This window comes from Roseibium album (assembly GCF_965233825.1).
GTDB lineage: Bacteria > Pseudomonadota > Alphaproteobacteria > Rhizobiales > Stappiaceae > Roseibium > Roseibium album.
Genome location: NZ_OZ247583.1, coordinates 6,892,473 through 6,910,754, shown reverse-complemented (window position 1 = coordinate 6,910,754; position 18,282 = coordinate 6,892,473). Strand labels below are relative to the sequence as shown.

The 18,282-nt window shown below is 56.7% G+C and carries 16 protein-coding genes; 4 read left to right on the top strand and 12 right to left on the bottom strand.

Translation table 11 applies throughout. The annotated features are described in order from the left end of the window. Nucleotides 1-97: 97 nt before the first annotated feature. The 6 genes from ACO6TI_RS31710 to ACO6TI_RS31685 all read right to left on the bottom strand — a co-directional run bounded on the left by ACO6TI_RS31710 (nucleotide 98) and on the right by ACO6TI_RS31685 (nucleotide 6,731). Nucleotides 98-325, bottom strand: a complete 228-nt coding sequence (locus ACO6TI_RS31710; RefSeq protein ID WP_197000755.1) for a hypothetical protein — start codon at nucleotides 323-325, stop codon at nucleotides 98-100. A 182-nt stretch (nucleotides 326-507) separates the two neighbouring features. Beyond that, nucleotides 508-1,176: a DUF1523 family protein gene (locus tag ACO6TI_RS31705; protein WP_422384087.1), complete on the bottom strand. Its 669-nt coding sequence runs from the start codon at nucleotides 1,174-1,176 to the stop codon at nucleotides 508-510. After that, entirely contained in the window at nucleotides 1,176-2,555 is a 1,380-nt protein-coding gene (locus ACO6TI_RS31700) for a DUF6638 family protein (RefSeq protein ID WP_422384086.1), read from the bottom strand. Before ACO6TI_RS31700 ends, ACO6TI_RS31705 begins: the two co-directional genes overlap by 1 nt. Beyond that, nucleotides 2,552-4,501 (bottom strand): ATP-binding protein, encoded by a 1,950-nt coding sequence (locus tag ACO6TI_RS31695; protein ID WP_196896778.1) that lies wholly within the window; start codon nucleotides 4,499-4,501, stop codon nucleotides 2,552-2,554. The genes ACO6TI_RS31700 and ACO6TI_RS31695 overlap by 4 nt, the downstream gene beginning before the upstream one ends. 9 nt (nucleotides 4,502-4,510) lie before the next feature. Then, nucleotides 4,511-5,644 (bottom strand): hypothetical protein, encoded by a 1,134-nt coding sequence (locus tag ACO6TI_RS31690; protein WP_055113443.1) that lies wholly within the window; start codon nucleotides 5,642-5,644, stop codon nucleotides 4,511-4,513. A 10-nt stretch (nucleotides 5,645-5,654) separates the two neighbouring features. Next, nucleotides 5,655-6,731, bottom strand: coding sequence for a hypothetical protein (locus tag ACO6TI_RS31685; RefSeq protein WP_055113440.1), 1,077 nt, complete (start codon nucleotides 6,729-6,731; stop codon nucleotides 5,655-5,657). Between the two features lie 359 nt (nucleotides 6,732-7,090). On the opposite strand from ACO6TI_RS31685, the gene ACO6TI_RS31680 reads away from it, so the two are divergent. Next, nucleotides 7,091-7,501 carry a hypothetical protein gene (locus ACO6TI_RS31680; protein ID WP_029064833.1) on the top strand — a complete coding sequence of 137 codons (411 nt, stop codon included), beginning with the start codon at nucleotides 7,091-7,093 and terminating at the stop codon, nucleotides 7,499-7,501. A 124-nt stretch (nucleotides 7,502-7,625) separates the two neighbouring features. Continuing rightward, the gene (locus ACO6TI_RS31675) at nucleotides 7,626-9,416 is read left to right on the top strand and encodes a vWA domain-containing protein (RefSeq protein WP_422384085.1); all 1,791 of its coding nucleotides are present in this window, start codon (nucleotides 7,626-7,628) and stop codon (nucleotides 9,414-9,416) included. A 68-nt stretch (nucleotides 9,417-9,484) separates the two neighbouring features. Here ACO6TI_RS31675 and ACO6TI_RS31670 read toward each other — a convergent pair whose 3' ends face one another. The 3 genes from ACO6TI_RS31670 to ACO6TI_RS31660 all read right to left on the bottom strand — a co-directional run bounded on the left by ACO6TI_RS31670 (nucleotide 9,485) and on the right by ACO6TI_RS31660 (nucleotide 11,827). Then, nucleotides 9,485-10,363, bottom strand: a complete 879-nt coding sequence (locus ACO6TI_RS31670) for a hypothetical protein (protein ID WP_422384084.1) — start codon at nucleotides 10,361-10,363, stop codon at nucleotides 9,485-9,487. A 54-nt stretch (nucleotides 10,364-10,417) separates the two neighbouring features. Next, nucleotides 10,418-11,083, bottom strand: coding sequence for an SH3 domain-containing protein (locus ACO6TI_RS31665; protein ID WP_422384083.1), 666 nt, complete (start codon nucleotides 11,081-11,083; stop codon nucleotides 10,418-10,420). A gap of 90 nt (nucleotides 11,084-11,173) precedes the next feature. Beyond that, complete coding sequence (locus tag ACO6TI_RS31660; RefSeq protein WP_055113430.1) at nucleotides 11,174-11,827, bottom strand: response regulator; 654 nt, start codon at nucleotides 11,825-11,827, stop codon at nucleotides 11,174-11,176. A 62-nt stretch (nucleotides 11,828-11,889) separates the two neighbouring features. On the opposite strand from ACO6TI_RS31660, the gene ACO6TI_RS31655 reads away from it, so the two are divergent. Then, nucleotides 11,890-13,896: an ATP-binding protein gene (locus tag ACO6TI_RS31655; protein WP_422384082.1), complete on the top strand. Its 2,007-nt coding sequence runs from the start codon at nucleotides 11,890-11,892 to the stop codon at nucleotides 13,894-13,896. A gap of 116 nt (nucleotides 13,897-14,012) precedes the next feature. On the opposite strand, the gene ACO6TI_RS31650 is transcribed toward ACO6TI_RS31655, so the two are convergent. The 3 genes from ACO6TI_RS31650 to ACO6TI_RS31640 all read right to left on the bottom strand — a co-directional run bounded on the left by ACO6TI_RS31650 (nucleotide 14,013) and on the right by ACO6TI_RS31640 (nucleotide 17,093). Further along, complete coding sequence (locus tag ACO6TI_RS31650) at nucleotides 14,013-14,792, bottom strand: ATP-binding cassette domain-containing protein (RefSeq protein ID WP_055113425.1); 780 nt, start codon at nucleotides 14,790-14,792, stop codon at nucleotides 14,013-14,015. Between the two features lies 1 nt (nucleotide 14,793). Then, complete coding sequence (locus tag ACO6TI_RS31645; protein ID WP_055113424.1) at nucleotides 14,794-15,921, bottom strand: ABC transporter permease; 1,128 nt, start codon at nucleotides 15,919-15,921, stop codon at nucleotides 14,794-14,796. 230 nt (nucleotides 15,922-16,151) lie between these two features. Beyond that, nucleotides 16,152-17,093: a sugar ABC transporter substrate-binding protein gene (locus tag ACO6TI_RS31640; protein ID WP_055113422.1), complete on the bottom strand. Its 942-nt coding sequence runs from the start codon at nucleotides 17,091-17,093 to the stop codon at nucleotides 16,152-16,154. 173 nt (nucleotides 17,094-17,266) lie between these two features. Between ACO6TI_RS31640 and ACO6TI_RS31635 the strand changes: the two genes are divergently transcribed. Then, on the top strand, nucleotides 17,267-18,271 hold the full coding sequence (locus ACO6TI_RS31635; protein WP_196879487.1) for a LacI family DNA-binding transcriptional regulator: 1,005 nt from the start codon (nucleotides 17,267-17,269) through the stop codon (nucleotides 18,269-18,271). The last annotated feature ends 11 nt before the right edge of the window (nucleotides 18,272-18,282 follow it).

Here is an 18,282-nt window from a genome sequence, read left to right as displayed (position 1 = left end):
ATTCGCCTTGGCGTTCTGCCCTGTCTGTTTCGCTTGCAGTTCGCAACGTTCTCTCCATCAGGAAAGAGCAAAACTTTCCGCGTGTAAAATTTTTTATTTACAATAGAAACTTTGTGCCGGACTGGTCAAGAAGCATCGTCATCAAATCAATCGCCACATTGTTGTTGATCGTTTTCGAGGGATCCGGAACAGCAGATTGGCCGAACAGGCAATAGGCAATCGGGAAACCGGCCACCGTGATACGGACAGCCTTGCCGATCCGTTCGGCGTTGCGAGCCAATCTGGAAAAACAAAGGCGACGGCGTTTCGTCAATTGGGTCGACATGCCGACGCACTGGTGTTGGCACGGCCACAAACCTGCGGCTTGGCGTTTTGACCTGACCGGCGCGGCCCTGTCCCCGATTGTTGCTTTCAAAGGTGCCGCAGACTGCGCGATGCGCTGCCCGAGTTGATTTTCTGCGCGCGGGTTCCCCGGGATGACATGGTTTCCTGAGGGCGTGAGAACCGTCAGCCGAACCAGCGCTTGAACCAGCGACGAAAACCACTTGTCGCGGCGGTCGCGTGTTTTTCTGCGCGCGCGCGCGCCTGTTCCGCGTTGTCACCGACATCATCGATGAACTCGTCAATATTCTCGACAACCGGATCGATGCGCCTGCGCTTGAAGGTTTGAACCGCCCGGAATATGAGATAGGCGATCAGCGCAAGAATCGTGAAGAATGCGATGTTGAACCAGGGGATCAGGATGGCATTGGGTCCCGCGACTTCCTGAATACTGATTATGTTCGGGAAGATCGTGAACAGTTGTATGCGCCAGCCGTAGTGGGTTATGGCAACCCAGACTTCTCCCTGTTTTTTCGCCAGGTCCTGTGCCTGGGCAGTCACGTTACTGCTGTTGAACTTGAAATAGGGCGGCCAGCTCCACTCCGTGTCTTCGTTTCTGTAGACCCGAGGTTCACCGCTCGGCCAGACAGCGTTGATGAAACGAACGTCGCGTGTCCAGTTCGGGTTCGTGCCGGCGTCGGGTGCAGCCCAGAACAACGACGACGAGCCGATATCCATCCGTTTTACGTCAGTCCCAACGATGCGGACGACATCGCGCCCCGGCAGCGTGTACTGCGCAAACAGAAGCACAACCAGAACAAGCGGAATGCCGACGATCCACTTAACATACTTCATCAGTCGTCGTCCTCGTCGTCGTCGTCATCTTCATCGTCGTCTCTGGGAATGGCACCCCAGGGCCCCATGTTTTGTTCGGAGCGGAAGTTGTTGTCCTCGTCTTCACCACTCATGCCGGGTTCGGGGCCGAACAGCTCGGTGCGCGTTCCGACCTTGTCCACGACATATTCCTCGGAGAGGAACCGTGCGGCGAAAGTCTTCTTTGCATCGCTCCAGGACTGGTACTGGGTGTAAAACGAGTCCTTGTTGCAAATGAAAAGCTGCCTGAAGTCCAACGGAGTCAGCTCCGACAACAGCATGTTGACAAGCTGTTTGTCCGCATGGTGCCGGGACCGGAGCAGATAAAAGAAGGCGGGGTCTTCAGGCGTGATCCTGGGTAGCCTCTCTCCCTTGACCAACTGTCGAACCACCCGCTCCAGATCGTGGTATTCGTCCGGGAGATCCCTGTGGTGTTTTCGCTTCAGGGCACGCAGGTCCCGCCGGGAAACGTCTGAGAGATCCTCACCCCTGTTCGCCGCCGTGTCTATTACAATGAAGTCGAGCTTTTGCCTGAGAATACTCTCGGCACGTCTTTTGTCAGTCTCGAAAACAGGCTCGACCAGTTTGTTTCTGGACAGGAAAGAGGCAATTTCACGCCGGTTCTGCAGCGTCAGGATATGTTTGACAGGAAGGTCATCAGCCTCCAGATGCTGCCTCGAAATGCAGGCAGTTCTCTTCACATTCCGGAAAACATAAAGGCCACCATAGTGGCTGGTGTAAAAGTTTCCCTGCTCGAAGCTTTGCGGTTGAAGGGCTATGGGGGTGCGAATGATATCGCCGGTATGTTTGGACAACTCGACCATATCGGCGATCAGGACATCATCCCACCACCCGTCCGGTTCGGTCATGAACCGTTGGATCTTGTCCGTCAGTTCGTCCCCGGCTTCAACATGTCCACCAACCGTGTCGGCTTCCACATCGATTGTCCGGATATCGAACAGGTCGAGCGGGGTTCTGATTGAAAAGATTGTGTTGACCAGTTCGCCGACGACGGCGTCGCGGATGGAAAGAGCAAAAAGCTGCTCTTCGTTGTCTTCAATGAAGCGCCTGAGGATCGACCGTGATGTCGAAAAATGTGCGTTCAGCAGCGGCGCGGTCTTCTGAGCCACATTGAGCAGGATGAACTGCCTGTTGCAGCCGTTCGGGTTGAGATAAAGCGGGTCGTCAAACTCGTCGCCGATCTCGGGAGAAAACCCCGAAATGTCGATATGGAACTCTTTGAGGTCAGTCTGCTTGCCGGTCAGATGTTCGAGCGCACGATTGTAGCGGCCCACCATGGAAGGCGAAGAGACCTCCACAAGGTTTCCGTACATCAGCCCGTGTCTCACCAGTCGCATCATGAGCGTGACAGTTCCATGTAACGGCGTTTTGCCTCTTCCATGCGCTGCATTTCCCGAACCGCGTTTTCAATCGCGACCTCGTCGGACTTGTCGGCATACCGGAATTCACTGTCAGCGTAGCGATTGATTTCCTGGATCACCATCTCAACGGTAATCGGCCGGGCGAGTTCTGCAATCATCGACTTCTTGGTTTCATAGTCCTTGAACAGGAAGAGATCCGGATTTTCCATCCACTCGTCCGGCAGTTCGAAGTCCATCGCCCGGACCTTGACGGCGTCGGTAATGTTCTTGATCGCACGTCCCGTAAAGCGTTCGTCCGCATCCTGGATGGCCTTCAGATAAACACCGAGCCTTGCGATCGTGTCGAGGGCACCGACCTCGGCATTGACCCGGTCGAAGACACGCACCAGCGCATCTTCCTTCGGTCGCGCATGGCTTTCATAGGAAGCGGCAACCGCTTTCTGGATCACCTGCGCCTCGAAGAGGTCATGATCGCCAACAGGGATCGAGTGGTTCTTTCCCATCAGCAGATAAAGAATGTCGATATAGTCTTCCCGCGATTGCGGACCGTCGACGAGGAACCTGGCTCCCGCGCGCTGACGCAGAGCGTCGTCGACATTTTCGGGATAGTTGGAAAACATGCCGAAAGTACAATTGCCGCGCACGACCGTGTTCGCACCGGCGAAGCTTTCCATAAGGACCGCGGTGATTTCAAGTTGTCCGGCAGAGGACTGCCGGTCGCCGCGTTTGCCGGCAAGCTGATCTATATCGTCAATCGTGCCGAAGCCGATGACGTTCGGGTCGGTGACGGTCTTGATGAAGGCCTTGGCGTTCTGGGCGGATTTGCCCTGATAGCTGTCAATGCTCTCGGTGGAAAGGTTCTGGTACCGGAAGGCATATCCGGCGTTGGAACAATAATCGTTGATCAGGCCGGCCATCATCTGGATCAGTGTCGTTTTGCCGGTTCCGGGTTTGCCGTCGCCCATGAAGGTGAAGATAAAGCCGCCAAGTTCCGCGAAGGGATTCAGCTTGCGATCAAAATCATAAGCCATCAGCATCTTGGAGAGCTTCATTGCCTGATATTTGGCAATGTGGTTGCCGACAACCTCTTCGGGTTTCTTGAACGCCATGGTCAGAGCCGTGGAGCGGGCCCTGGCCGCCGGCGTAAAGCCGGTGATCTCGAAGTTGTCCTCTTCAACCCTGTACCGGGCTTCCGAAAAGGGTTGCAGCAGCGCGAGGCCCTCTGCGCGGAGGGTCACCTTCTCCATCAGCTGTTCGCAAAACGAGGTGACGAGAGCAAGAAGCTGAGTATCGGTTTCGACGGACGAGGTGGAAATCTCCTGATCAAGCTCCCAAAGCGTGCCGTGAAGCGCGAGCTGGTCGTTGTCGAGAAGGATTTCCTCCACGTCACCACACTGGATTTCGCTTTCCTCAGTCTCCGCGGAAAGGCCCGTGACAAGGTAATCCGTCATGTTGGCAAACACATGCAGCGAGATCAGCGCCGAGGCCGACAACAGTTGCTGAAACCTGTCCTTTTGCGATGCATCGAGCGTTCCCGCCAGGTTGCTGCGTTTCAGATCGGAGAGCCCTGTCTGTTCCGCGAACTGGTCGGACATGACCTGGGCGACCGACAAGGCTCTGCGCAATGCTCTCAAGATGCCCGCCTGGAGGGGCGTTGTCAGTGCGTCGTCATCGCTTTCCAGTATGCGTGCGGACAACTGCACGCCTTCGGGACGCGCAGTCGACCGGGTGACGAGGCCGGGCGTTGTCGAGCGAAAGCGCCGTCTGGTGCCGAGGCCTGGTGAGCGTTCCTGGACGGTGCCCGGGTCACGTTTTGCAGCAATGCGGGGCGTGTGGTCAAACCCTGAAAGCATGGCTTCCGCGCTCTTGTATTTTTCGCGGATCTTGTCTTCTTTCAGTTCCATGAGGTCGTTGGAAAGGGTCACGCTGGAAACCTATTTGTAGCTGAGAATCTTGCCGCTCGGACTGACGGCATATTTGCGAATATTGGCCAATCCGGGCGGGTTCAGTTCCTCCAGGACCTGATAAGGCCGCTGCGGGAGGATAAGCGAGCGCTGCCGGTGCGTATGTCCTGCCGCTTCGTTCGTGTCGTCACCTGCGGCAGCAAACGGATCCAGATCATAGATTTGCCGCTCGACAGACGAAAAGAAACCGGTCGATTCCTGCTCGGTTCCGCTCGCCACCAGGGTTTCGGTTGTCCAGGCAAGGGCCCAGTCTTCCCCGGGCTTCTGGCCCGCCTGGGCCAGGACCTCGCGCAACGGGCCGGATTGCTGGGTGAAAGTGTGGCTGTACATCGGGCCGACGTAGAACCGACGGAGCCGTTTGGGATGCAGGTCGGCGAAGTCGTGATCGAAACCGCGCGCGATTGTCAGGAGTTTCAGACCGGCAGAGGACTGGGCAGTCAGATGACCCTGTACACGGGGCCAGCGGCGTTCGTCCTTGGCCAGTGGTCGCTTGCCGCTGTCTTCCAGATCCATCACATAGATCAGCGGTATGTTCTGCAAACTGTCATAGACAGCCCAGTGAATGCGATACTTCCTGCGCGCTTCGGTGACGTTTCCGGTCCAGGCAAGACGCGGATCATTGCGTGCCCAAAACAGTGTCGCAGTATTCAGCTGTTCGTAATATTGCCGTTCGGAGGCTGCGAATTGCAGGTTCACCGGAGCAGTTTGCTCGCGCAGGATATGGTTCACCATGGCGACCTTCAGATCGCGCATGACGGGCAGGGACCTCAGGTGGTTTTCCGCCTGCATGGCATCATTGGCCATTTCAAGCAGCTCCTGATAAATCGGGAAGCCACTATCCTGCCGGTCGATGCTCAGGAGGTTCGGCATCTTGTCCGATACGCGGCCCGCCAGAAGATATTTGTAGGACAGGGCCGTGAAGGTTCCTGAGAGTGCCTCGAGATATTGTTTCAGGATCGGGATCTCGGAGAAAAGTGCCGTGTTTTCCGACACGACACTGTCCGCAACACCCTGGAGATGCGTAATGATGCGCTCAAATTTGGCGAAGTAGCGCCGGGTTTCGTGCGCTTCCTCGAGTACTCTGTGATCGAGTGTCAGGTCCAACGTTCAGACCTCAGGCTCCGTAGGCATTCTTGTCGTGCTTCTCGACAATCTGCTGGAACCGCCGTGCAAACCGTTCATCCGACTTCGCCTTCTCTTCAAGTACCTTGCGCGCAAAGACCATGTGGTCTTCGTGAGCCTCCATCATGTCGGCCATGCGCTGGTTTGTGGCAGAGCCGATGGCGGCCATTGCCGACTGGGCTTCCTTGTCGGTGGCAACGCCAATCTCGTTGATCTTGTGGGCGACGTCTTGCTGCTGCGCAGTTTTCAGAGACTTCACCAAGGCGTCATAGAGCACGACGCGCTGCTTCGTGTCCGTCTGCAACTTGTTGATCAGCACCATCTGAGTGGCTGCCTGGTTCTGGAGGCTGTCGACCCAGGTCTTGCCTTTTTCGACGTAGCGTTCGAGCGTCTGGCTTTCGGCAAGCTTGACCTGTTCTTCCTGTGCAAGCCGGTTGTACTCGGAATTCAGTTCGGCGAGTTCCGATTCAAGCTTGGTGCGGGCCGCGGCATCTGTTTCGACGGAAATCTTGTTCTCCAGGGCGATGATCTTCGGATCCATGCCCAAAAGTTCTTTCTTGATGCTCTCAAGAACGGCGACGGTCTGCTCGCGCTGGTTAAGCGTTTCGCTCAGATTGCCTTCCACGCGTTTGCTGTGATCGTTCAGAGTGTTCAGCTGATCCTGAAGCAGTTGCCCGATGACATCTGATTTGGCGATCAGGTCTTGCAGCTTGTCATCAATACTTGCCGTCCGCATGCGTTCCTGCCGAATGCTGTCGGACCTTGCCTTGGAGAATATTCCGATGAACGATTCCCAACCGGTTTTCGAGCGCATGGCGTCGAAATCCTTGGAAAAATTGGCGGTGACGTCGTCGAGACCCATGATGAGTTCAGCAATATTGGACCCCATGAGCTCGGTGTGGGCGTGGACGTCATCCAGCGTGGCATTCTCGATATCGATTGAAATATCCTGTCCTGAATCCAGCTTCGTTCGGGCGGTTTCGATCTTGGATGTGAGCTCGTCGATCTTTTGCTTCGCAGCTGCAACTTCCTTTTTGGATTTCTCAATCTGAGCGCTGAAATCTGCCATGTGCCCCTTCCCGAATATCTAAGAATATTTCAGTTTCTATGTAGCAACTCTGTGTAGAAATACAATTACAAAGCGGGGACCAAGGCCAGACAACCCCGGAAGTCATCGTTAACCAAGCGCGCGCGCATTACCGCGTTTTGCCGGTTCTGCCGCCGGTGCGTGCGAAGACTTGCACGCGCGTTACAAGTCACCGGGAAACACGGGATTTGTCCTTGATCCTGGGCCCTGGTTTTGGCTGCCGCGTCGTCGAATGGGGTATCGACCCCATACAGGGCAGACGCTTCTGCTGTCATCTTTCCATCATCGACATTTCGATGAGCCCGCTCTGAAGGAGCGCATTTTTGGAAAGGATTGAAAAGATGAAAACTATTGCAAAAACCGCCGCCGCCGCCGCCGTCGTCGCTCTGGGGGGAATTGCCTCGCTGACCGGTGTCCACGAAGCACACGCCGGCTTCGATATCTGCAAGAAAGTCAAGATCACCGTCAAGAACAGCACCGGAGCACCGGTCAAGCTTTTCGATCTGGACTATTACGATTATGGCTCGAACCGCAAGCGCTCCGAGAACATCTCCAACCGTGTCATTCCAAATGGCGGCTCCTACAGCTGGAAGCGCAATCTGGAAGGCGTGAACAATGCAAAGACTTATGTCCGGGCTCAATACACGCGGCTGAAATCGAATGGCCGTTGGGACCAGGGGCGCTATTGGTGGTCCAATTCCGGCACGTCCGTCTGCTCACGGGGCAAGAGTTTCCGGATCGTGCTGCGCTGATTTCCCTGCCATCTGAAACACCGCACCAGCAGGGGGTGCGGGTTTCAAACCACATACACCAGTTGAACCCGAGCGGACTACGCCTTCGGGCCGTGTCCTTCGGAGGTTCGGAAGGACTATTATCATGCTCCTGAGCAAACATCTCTCCAAAACAGTTTTGATCAGTTCGGCTTCCATTGTGACACTGGCCATGGTCGCCATCGCCGCACAGACTGTCGATTGGGCCGAATTGGGCGAAAGCCTCTCAAATCGTCAGGAAACCGTCGACGCTCGGATTTCAGAGGTGGAGCCAACCCCGGGCCCGCAGGAAAATCGGCAGGATGCGGTATTGCCGTTACCGGTGCCCAAACAACCTCTTCCAGCAGAACCACGTGCGAATTCAAAGGTTTCCAGCTCCGGTGGGGGTTTGTTGTCGCTCCACTCCTCAGTCCCGTCGAGTGCACGCACAGCCAGGCTGACAGCATCTGCCGACGGGGTGCGGCCCATTGCCCGGATGCCGGACCGCGAACGTTTTGCCAGCGCCGATCCCAATCCGCTGCGACAAACGGCTCTGGATCAGGTTTCGACATTTTCAATTGACGTCGATACCGCATCCTATTCCTTTGTCCGGGCGAGCCTGAATGATGGACGCTTGCCTGGTCCCGACGCGGTCCGGGTCGAAGAAATGGTCAATTACTTCGACTACGAGTATCGCGTCCCGGATGGACGCGATGTGCCGTTTCAGACAAGCGTTTCCGTTGTCGAAACTCCATGGAACAAAGACACCAAGCTGATGCAGGTCGGCATACAGGGATACAAGGTTCCCCTTGCCGATCTCCCACCCCAGAATCTGGTGTTTCTGATCGATACATCCGGCTCCATGGCGGATGCCAACAAGTTGCCTTTGCTGCAGCAGTCCTTCCGCCTCCTTTTGTCATCGCTGCGCGATGAAGACGAAGTCGCGATCGTGACTTATGCAGGAAGTGCCGGAGTGTTGCTCAAGCCGACGAAAGTGTCGGACAAGTCCTCCATTCTCGAAAAAATCAATGCGCTTACTTCGGGAGGGTCGACCGCAGGGCATGCCGGCCTGAAAGGTGCCTACGAGCTCGCAGACGAAATGACCGGAGATGGCGAACAGACGCGGGTTATTCTGGCAACCGACGGTGACTTCAATGTCGGTCTTTCAGACACCGAAAGCCTCAAACGCTTTGTCACAGAAAAGAGAAAGCAGGGAACCGCTCTTTCCGTCCTGGGATTTGGTCGCGGCAACTACAATGACGAACTGATGCAAACACTTGCGCAAAACGGCCAGGGTGTCGCCGCGTATATCGATACATTGTCGGAAGCGCGCAAGGTCCTGGTGGATCAGGTTGTCAGTTCGATTTCCATGATTGCCCAGGATGTGAAAATACAGGTGGAATTCAACCCGGCCACGGTCGCTGAATACCGTCTCATCGGCTATGAAACCAGGGCGCTGAAAACCGAAGACTTCAAGAACGATAAAGTCGACGCTGGTGATATCGGTGCCGGGCACAATGTGACCGCGCTGTACGAGATCACGCCGGTTGATTCTCCTGCACGGAAATTCTCCGATCTTCGGTACGAAAACGAACACGAAGCCGAAAAACCCGTCAATGGGGCTTACCAGGGTGAACTTGCCTACGTGAAGCTTCGCTACAAGATGCCTGGAGACGAGGACAGTCAGCTGATCGAAACGGCGGTTACAGCCAGCTCCAGCGACATTCCCGAGAAAGAAACTCTGTTTGCCGCATCGGTTGCTTCCTTCGGGCAAATGCTCAAGGGCAGCGATTATCTCGGTGACTGGACGTTTGAGGCAGTCGAAGACCTTGCGCGTGAAACCAGGGGTGAGGACCGCTTCGGTTACCGGTCTGAATTCCTGACACTTGTCAGACTTGCGCAGGTCGCGGAGCGCTGACTGGACAACTACAATAAAACACCGCCGGCGGGTTTTGCGACCTGCCGGCGGTTTATTGCTCTTCCCGGCTATCTGTCCCTGATCCAGTCCAGTGTGACCTGGGTGCCGTCAGCGTCGTTCAGATCCAGCCGGTTGGAAAGGATCAGGGACAACGCCCCGATATCGTTCGTTTTCCAAAGATAAAGCGTATGGCGGGTCGGTTCGAAGCGCGCGCAGGTCGTGGCACCGATATCTGCGATATACCTCGGTGGACCGTTTCGGCGAATATCAAAGGCTTTTGGTCCGCTGGCATCTTCCGGATTGTTCAGGCAGACAGCAACGAGACGCGAGCTGATTTCTTCGCTGAATCCAGGTCGGGGAGACGGAGTTTCCAACACTGGCGCGGGTTGAGAGGGAGCGGCTTCGAGCGTCTCGCTTTCCATAGCGGTATCTGCGGCAAGGCCGCTTGCTTGCGGCGCATCTCCTGCGTACAAGCCCACGCCCTGGGTTTTCTCGACCGCTCGTGCGTCTTGTTCGTTCGCATCCGGCTTCGACAAGGGGGCCGGTGCCGGTTTCGCTGATGGTGGCGCAGTGACTGCGTCTTGCGGCATTATCCGTCCGGAACTTGCCTGTCCTCTCGTGCGCGCCTCCTGTCGGGCAGAGCTGTCCGCAGCCAATTGTTTCGTTACACGCGGCAAACTTTTGCTTCGCGATACGCTCACTGTGTTCTTGCGTGTGACAGGCAAAGGTTCGGAAACGCTCTGAGGGGCCTCCAAAAACTTCGCCATCGTCTCTTGCGTTGGTACGCCACCCATCTGGAAACGGACAAGATCGTTGTCACCACTTTCCAGAAAGGTCGGCTGCGGTGTATCGCTTGCGACAGACAATCCGCATGTTCCAACGGTTGCAAGGCCTCCAAGAACAAGGCCAAGCACGACGTTTGCGTTTTTGTTTGAAGTGCGTCGCATACTGTGGCGAACTTTTCTGGTCTGTCAGGAAACCTGGGTTGCGTGCTGTTTGTTTCAGTTTTCAGAAGCAAGATAACGGGTATTTACCCAACCGGAAATCCTTCCTGAGCGGATCTGACACCAGCTGCCTTCGCAGATGTCGAAAAGTTCGACCGTGCATGTGTCTGAGGCAAGAGAACCTACGACCGGGTGCCGTGTTCCCGGTCCCGAACGAAGATTCAGCGTATCGTCTGCGGCTACCTTGACGCACATGGCGGCCGCGACCGATTCGACTTCGGGCGCCAGAATTCTCTCGCTCGGGGGTGGACTCTGGCAATAGCCGTCGATGTTCCAGCCACGTGCGCAAAGCGGTTTGACGGACATTGACAAAAGCTCCCATCGGTCATCCTGCAACGGAATGACGAAGCCGCGGTAATGCTCTCCGGACAGGCTGTCATCGAGGTAACCGGTCAGCACGATGTTCACGGCATAGCCGCCGTCTTCCTTTCGAATGCTCAATTGCATTCCGCCATTGCCTTCATCTCTTTCCGGGTGACCTTTCAAGAAGGGCAGCACTACGTCGATCATGTCGTCTGCAGTCGCAACGCCGGGGGCTACGCGAATTTCCCGAAAGCCCTCATTGTCGGTAACCGATTGTGCCTGCACTTGCGCGGCGGCGAGCAACGCGGCAAAGGCCAAGCCCTTGGCAATGGCGCGTTTCACTGTTTTGATGGCAGGCATGAAGCAAATCCTTGTGTCAGACTGTTTCAGCAATGATCTCGTTTCCAAGCTGTCGGCACCATGGGGCAGATCCCCCAGTCTGCAGCTGTCCTATAGTTCCTTGGACGGATCGATCAGTCCTTCCTTCAGAGCACGGGCAATCAGTTGCGGCACGGAATGAACCTTCAGCTTCTGCATCAGGCTGGTGCGGTGCTTGTCGACGGTCTTGATGCTGATCCCGAAACCTTCCGCGATTTCCTTGTTCGATCTTCCCGACAGGATCATGTTGAGCGTCTGACGCTCCCTGTCGGTCAGAACCGGAGGTCTCGGCGTTTCTTCCAGGATCTTCTGAAAGTGTTCCGAGATGTGACGTTGGCCACGCAGGATACCCGGCAGTTTCCTGTAAAATTCGGAGTTGTCCGACGCCTTGGAAAAGAGGCCGTCAACACCGGCTTCTACAAGATCCGATACGAGACCCACTGCGGAGATGCCGGTCAACACGACGACCCTGGTTTCCTTCGACCATCGCCGAGCTTCCACCAGAACTTCGACACCGCCTGCCATGGGCATTGAAACGTCCAGCAGCAACAGATCAGGTCTGTGTTTGCGCACTTCGGCGATTGCGCTCAAGCCGTCGCCTGCTTCCGCCAGCACACAAATGCCGTCAGGCTCTATCAAACCCGGTTTTTCCAGTGCATCTTTCAGGCCGGCCCGAACAATTGCATGATCGTCTGCGATAATTGCATTGTATCTTTGTTCGTTCACGACCCGGTATCCTGGAATTGCAATATGGATAACCCTTACATGCCTTTTGGGAAATGACCAGTTTGCTTCGTCTTGGTTTCAGTCTTCTTTTTTGTCTGATGATGCTGGCCGGCAGCCGGGCGGAGACTGTTTTCCTCGAACCAGGGCGCGGCGCTGCTGATCTGAAGGCGAGTCTGACCTATCACGCCGATCCTTCGAAGTCGCTTGGCGAGGTTCTGAAGCTGTATCGGGCAGGGGGATTCGGACGCGATCTGGATACGACCATGCTGGAATGGAATTATGCTCCCGAAGCATGGGCAGGTGTGGAAATCTTCAACGACACGATTGATGACGGTCGCGGGTCCGATCCGTTCGTACTCGTGGTCGATCTTCCCCTCGTCAGTGAAGTGGATGCCTATCTCATCAGGGAAAGCGGTTTTACGGAGGGCCTGATCAACTATTCGATCTTTGAGCCTTTCGTCGGTGAAGATCACTCCGTCACACGGCTCAGAACACCGGTTGTCGAGATCGCACCGCAGGAAACCGTCACATTGCTGGTGAACTTCAAGTTCGGTCCGTTTCAGTCCTTTCGCATGGCGCTTGAAACACCGGCCGAACTTGAACGATCCGCTTTCGCCTCCGGCATAACGCACACGGCCTTTTATGCCTTTTGTATATCCAGCCTTGTATTTTTCTTCGGTTTTCACCTGGCCATGAAAAACTGGATCGGGATGCTTTACGCCATTCAGTTCAGTATCGGCCTTGCCCTGATCGCCTATATTGACGGCATCTGGTTCCGTTTCTTTTACCCGGACAGCCCTGGGCTGCAGTCTGCCGTGGGCTTCTTCCTGCTTTTTGCGCTTTCCGGTATCGGGTTTGTCATTTGCGGCCGGTCCGTCAGGACCGAGGCCGGAGAAACACGGTTCTCCATTGCGCTAACCCTGCTCAGCCTGGTTTCCGTATTCGGATATGGCGTTTCGTTTTTTTCGCCAGGACCCTACACGGCATTGTTCAGTTATGTGCTGCTGGTCGTGATGTTTGCGGCAATGTTCGTTGCAAGCGGGATCTGGCGGAGAAACAATGGAGAGATCCACGTCACGAGCACGCTGATTTCGATCGTGGGGTTTTTGCTTGGTGTGGTGCTTGTTGTGCTTCTGGTCGCAGGAAGCCGTGCCGAAATCATTCCGGTCTCGACTGCCGTCAAAGGCGTCTTCTCGGTTCTTCTTGTTGCCACGATGACCGGTCTGACGGCGCATATCATCAATCTTCGCAGACAGCACTCCAAGGCCGTGCAGGCAGAACTTTCCGCACTCGAGGCCGAGGCCAGGCGCAGCCAGGAGCTGCTGGTCGCCGAGCGGAACTATTCGCGCTCCCGGGAGCTTGCAAGCCTGCGTCAAAGGCAACTTGCGACGGCTTCACACGATCTCAAGCAACCGATCATGTCACTGCGGATGAATGTCGACAGTCTTGCTACCAACATGGATCCCGAGGTTCGTGGCCGGTTGAAGGAAGCCTTCGACTATATCGAGGCACTGTCCAATGATTATCTGCGGCAGACCACGCCCGAGGCACCGGGGCCGAGCGAAGAAGAGGGGACAACAGAAGAGGACAAGGTGACAGAAGAGGACCGTGTGGAAAACACGTCCAGTCCTGCCGCCGAGATCTATGAGATTTCCCTTGTCCTCGACACAGTGTTTCAGATGTTCAACGAGGAAGCAGTTTCCAAAGGTGTCGATCTCAGGCGTGTTCCGTCCAGCAAACGGGTCGTGGTTCCGCCGCTCATCGTGATGCGGATCGTCAGCAACCTTGTCTCGAATGCGGTGAAGTATACCGAGGCCGGGAAGGTCCTCTTCGGGGTCCGGGCTCAGGGGAACATGCTGAATCTGTGCGTGCTCGATACCGGTGCGGGAATGGATGCCGGGGAGATTGCCGAATATGCCGAAGCCTATCGGAAGGGAGACAATTCCGAGGGCCACGGTCTGGGGCTGTCCGTGTGCTATGAACTTTCGCGTGACAACGGCATGCAGCTTTCCTGCGCCTCGGAGAAGAACAAGGGCACACTGTTCGTTCTGACCATTCCGATGGCGTAATGAGGGGCGGTCCGGGTTATCCGGAGCTTTCGACCGGCAAACAAACCAGGTGCATTCGGCTGCTGAATGCACCTGGCGAGTTTTTTCACGACTTTATCCCGTCAATTATTCTTCACTCAGACAGTTCCGCCGAGAGAACCTTCGAGTTGAGCGAGTTCCTGACCGCCAGCCATGAGTTCCTGCAGTTCCTCGGCCTGTATGTTTCCGCGTTCTGCTGTGCCGAGGGTTTTTCCCCGGTTCAGGACCGTAAACCGGTCCCCGACGGCCATTGCGTGGCGCACGTTGTGTGTGATGAAGACAACGCCGATGCCCTTTTTGCGGACCTTGTCGATTGTGGCGAGCACGTTTGATGTCTGTCTGACGCCGAGGGCGGAGGTCGGTTCGTCGAGGATGAGGACCTTTGCGCCGAAATAGACCGCCCTTGAGATGGCGACGGTCTGGCGTTCTCCGCCCGACAGGGTGCCGACGGCCTGGTCTGGCGAGCGCAGATGAATGCCCATCTTGGCCATCTCGCTCATGGTGACCTGGTTGGCCCTGGTGAAGTCGAAGAACTTGAGCGGGCCGATGCGCTTTTCCGGCTCGCGTCCCATCCAGAAGTTGCGCGTGACCGACATCAGCGGGATCATCGCCAGGTCCTGGTAGACCGTGGCGATGCCGGCGGTCATGGCATCGCGGGGGCTTTCGAAGTTTACTTCCCTGCCTTCGATCAGGATCTTGCCATGGGTCGGCTTGTGGACACCGGACATGGTCTTGATGAAGGTCGACTTGCCCGCGCCGTTGTCGCCCAGAAGGCAGTGGCACTCTCCGGCCTTGACCGACACGGTGACCCCGTTGAGGGCGATGACCGGGCCGAAGTGCTTCTGGATGTCGACGAGTTCGATCAGTGCATCGCTCATGTCAACGTTCTCCCGTGATCATGCGGCGGATATAGGTGTTGAGGATCACCGCGAGCAGCAGGATCACGCCGAGGAAGACGCGGAAGAGCGAGCTCTCGACGCCGGCAAAGAACAGACCCTGCTGGACGACACCGAAGATGAGGGCGCCGAGCGCGGCGCCGATGACCGAGCCGTAGCCGCCGGTCAGCAGTGCCCCTCCGATGACGACGGAGATGATGGCCTCGAATTCCTTGAGCAGACCGCGGTCGGCGGCCGCAGAGCCGAACTCCATCACCTGGCAGGTGGCGAAGATGGTGGCGCAGAAGGCGGTGAACATGAACATCGAGATCTTGACCCGGTTGACCGGCACACCGACATAGCGGGCCGCCTGGGCATCGCCGCCGGAGGCGAAGATCCAGTTGCCGAACTTGGTGCGGGTCAACAGGAAATGACCGAAGATGATCAGGATCAGGGCCCAGATCATCAGCATCGGAATGCCCTCGACCACCGGCTGTCCGGCCTTGGGACCGGCAACGAACTTGCCGACCACGCCCAGATCGGCCAGCCAGACGAACAGCCAGTTGAAGACCTTGCCGCCGAAGAGCCAGGCGATGGGATCGCCCTCGGCCGCATCCTTGACGCCGCCGATGATGGTCTTGCGGGTGGTGGCAATGGCAATGAAGATCGTCAGGCCGCGCAGGATGTACAAAAAGGCCAGGGTGACGATGAAGGAGGGCAGGCCGGTCTTGACCACCAGATAGCCGTTGAGGGCGCCGATGGCCAGCGCCAGGGCAAAGGCGACCAGAATGGCAAACCAGGTGGGAAAGCCCCACTGGACGCTCATCAGGGCAATGATGATGCCGGAAAAGCCGATCATCGATCCGACGGACAGGTCGAACTCGCCCGCGATCATCAACAGACAGGCGCCGACGGCGATGATGGCGAACTGGGCGGAAACCGTGCCCCAGTTGAAAATGCCTTCAGGCGCGAACATGCCGCTGTCGCTGGCAATACTGAGAAAGAACACGAAAACGAGTATTGTGCCGCAGATCGCGCCCAGCTCGGGACGGATCAGGGCCTTGCGCAAGGATGACATCTCGCGGACGCGTTCATCCTTTTGAGGCGCGGCGGTCGGTTGGGACTCAGCCATGGATTTCCTCCTGCGTGCCGTGTGGCCGGCCGCTTCACTGCGGCCCTGCCGCAAGACCTTTATGTCCTGGGTTGGTCGACAAGGCGGGACAGCGCCAGCCCGGTCTCTTGTGTGCTGTCCCAGGAAACGGACCTGCAAACGCGGTCGTTCCGGTTCGGGTCCGTGCCCTGAAGGGAGAGGCAGCGTACCGCCTCTCCAGGTGACCGCCACGCGGCGGTCACAAGACGCTCCTAGCGATACTCGCCGGCAAACTCTTCAACCTTGGCAAGGGCATCCTTGGTGATGAAGCCCGGGCCGGAGTTGATGTTGTTGCCCGGCAGAACCCCAAAACGCTGGTAGTTCGCAAGAACGATCACCGGCAGGTAGGCCTGCAGGAAAGGCTGCTGGTCAATGCCCCACTGAATGGTGCCGTCCTTGATGCCCTTGACGATCTCGGTGCCCAGATCGAACGTGCCGAAATAGATCTCGCCGGCCTTGCCGATGTCCTGAAGAGCGCCGATGGTCGGGTCCGCAGAGGTCGGGCCGAGGGTCAGGATCGCGTCCACGTCCGGATTGGCAGACAGATACGCCTTGACCTTGTTCTTGATCTCGGCCGGATCCTGGCCGCTGTCGATCATGCTGTCGCCAAGATCAACACCAAGACCGTCGGCAAAACCGCGGCAGCGCTCGCCGACAACCGGGTTCGATACAACGTGGTTCACACACAGGAACGAACCAACACCATCCCGCTTGGCGCGCTGTCCAGCCGCCAGACCGGCATCATATTCCGGCTGGCCGACATACATCAGCGCGCCAACCTCGGCGGCCTGCTCGGGCGTGCCGGAGTTGATGATGATCACCGGAATGCCCTTGGCAACCGCATTCTGGATCGGGCCGCTCAGAACATCAGGATCGGCAAGCGTGGTGATGATGCCGTCAGGGTTGGACGCCGCCGTCTGCTCGATGATCCGCGCCATGTCGGCAATGTCACCCGTCGGCGGATTGCGATACTCAACCTCCGCACCAACCTGCTCACCCGCAAGAGCCAGACCGTTCTTGATCGTGTTCCACCAACTGTCGCTGTCAGGCGCATGGCTGACAAGAACAAAACGCTCCCCTTCAGCCAAAGCCGGTGTCGACAAACCCGTAAATGCAACAGCTGCTGCAGCCATCGCAAACAATGTCTTCTTCATCCGTTCCTCCCAAAATTACAGGCACAAAGTCGCACTTCCTTCACTTGGAAGCGTGCCTCAGATCAAACAAACACAATCCAGAGAATTTTGCAACCGGTTGCAAAAAAATTGACGAGGTTGGGCTTTCGTGTAGTTTCGGAGGAATTGGTGGCTGATTTGGTTGGGCAAGGGACTTGGCGGTTACATTAAAGGAAGTCGCAGAACTCGCAGGCGTTTCCCGTTCGGCGGTCTCGCGCACTTTCACCGACGGTGCCAGCGTGTCCGCGCGCACACGCGAAAAAGTGGAGAAGGCAGCAAAAACGCTCGGCTACAGGCCGTCGCTCATTGCAAGAAGCCTTGCAACAAACCGAACCAAGCTGATCGGACTTGTTGCCAACAATTTCCAAAATCCTGCGTTTCTTGACGTTTTCGACCTGTTCACGAGTGAGTTGCAGAAACGGGAACTGCGGCCCCTGCTGGTCAACCTTTCCGGCGAAACGTCACCGAGGAAAATCGTCGAGCTTCTTCGTCAATACAGTGTCGACGGCGTCATCGTCGCGACATCCACGTTGCCGACCAGCTTTGCCACTGCATTTCAGACTGCCGGGATACCTGTGATCCATACATTCGGCAAATTCCAGGCAAATGCGAATGTCCATGTGGTTGGCATCGACAATGAATATTGCGGCGCGATGGCGGCGCAGACCTTTGCCGAACGTGGCTACAAAACCGTCGCGCTGCTCGGCGGACCTGAAAGCGCGACATCGACACAGGACCGCTCGACCGGATTTGTGCAGACTGCCAGAAAACTCGGCCTGGACGTCGCAAAGATCAGTTACGCGGAAAACTATACATACCAGGCCGGCCGCGACGCGATGCGCGAGGTTCTCGATGACAGGCGTGTAGAGGCCGTTTTTTGCGGTGACGACCTTATCTGCATGGGGGCAATGGACGCCGCCCGCGCCGCAGGCCAGTCGATACCGGAAGACATCGGTTTTCTGGGCTTCAACGATATCGGAATGGCCAGCTGGGACTCCTATTCACTCACCACCATCAGGCAGCCGATTCGCGACATCATCATGAGTTCGGTCGAACTCGTGGTGGGCATGGTCGAAAACCCCGGCAGAAGTCCCGAAATCAGACTGTTTCCCTGTTCGGTGATCGACCGTGGGTCATTGCGGCCGGTCACCGATCCATAAGGGCGCAGCCG